The sequence below is a fragment of the Hymenobacter daeguensis genome, from assembly GCF_054780555.1.
Genome location: NZ_BAAGWC010000069.1, coordinates 1 through 754 on the forward strand (window position 1 = coordinate 1; position 754 = coordinate 754).

Sequence of the window (754 nt, forward strand, 5' to 3'; positions counted from 1 at the left end):
TTAGGAAGCGTTAACAGTAGTAGTTATGTTTGAGCATGGAGTATTTGTTGACCGACGCGCAGTGGGCGCGGATTGGGCCGCTGCTGCCGGGCCGGGAAGGCACCAAGGGCGGCCGGGGACAGGACAACCGCCGCTTCGTGGAGGCCGTGCTCTGGCTGCTGCGCAACGGCTGCCGGTGGCGGGCCTTGCCGGCCGTGTGGGGCAACTGGCACACGACGTACACCCGCTTCCAGCGCTGGACCGCCTCCGGGGTGTGGGCCCGGGTGCTGGCGGCCGTGCAAGAAGACGACGCGCTGCACACGTTGTTGGTGGACTCGACCACGGTGCGGGCGCACCAGCACGCGAGCGGGGCGCGCAAAAAAACGGGCCGCAAGCCCTCGGGCGCAGCCGCGGCGGGCTGACGTGCAAGCTGCATGTGGCGGCTGATGCTCGCGGCCGGTTCGTGCGCGGCCGCCTGACGGCCGGCCAGCGCCACGACGCGCCGCAGGCCCTGCCGCTGCTCGACGGGTTCGCCCCGGCTTACCTCGTGGCCGACCGGGGCTATGATTCCGACCCGCTGGTAGCCGCCCTGGCCGCCCGCGGCACCTGCGCCGTGATTCCACCCCGACGCAAGCGACGGCACCCGCGCGCTTACGACGCGGCCCGCTACGCCCAGCGCCACCCCGTCGAGCGGCTCTTCAGCCGCCTCAAGCAGTTTCGGCGGGTGGCCACCCGGTATGACAAATTGGATGCGCATTTTTTGGCCTTTATTCAC

At 69.9% G+C, this 754-nt stretch carries 1 protein-coding gene; it reads left to right on the forward strand.

All coding sequences use genetic code 11. The features are described from left to right. Positions 1-35 precede the first annotated feature (35 nt). Positions 36-754, forward strand: a protein-coding gene (locus ACYVHT_RS23315) for an IS5 family transposase (RefSeq protein ID WP_460557803.1) whose coding sequence is annotated in 2 segments (ribosomal slippage) — positions 36-366 and positions 366-754 — 720 coding nt annotated over the 2 segments. Because the reading frame shifts where the segments join, the coding sequence is not laid out codon by codon here. This gene is flagged as partial in the annotation.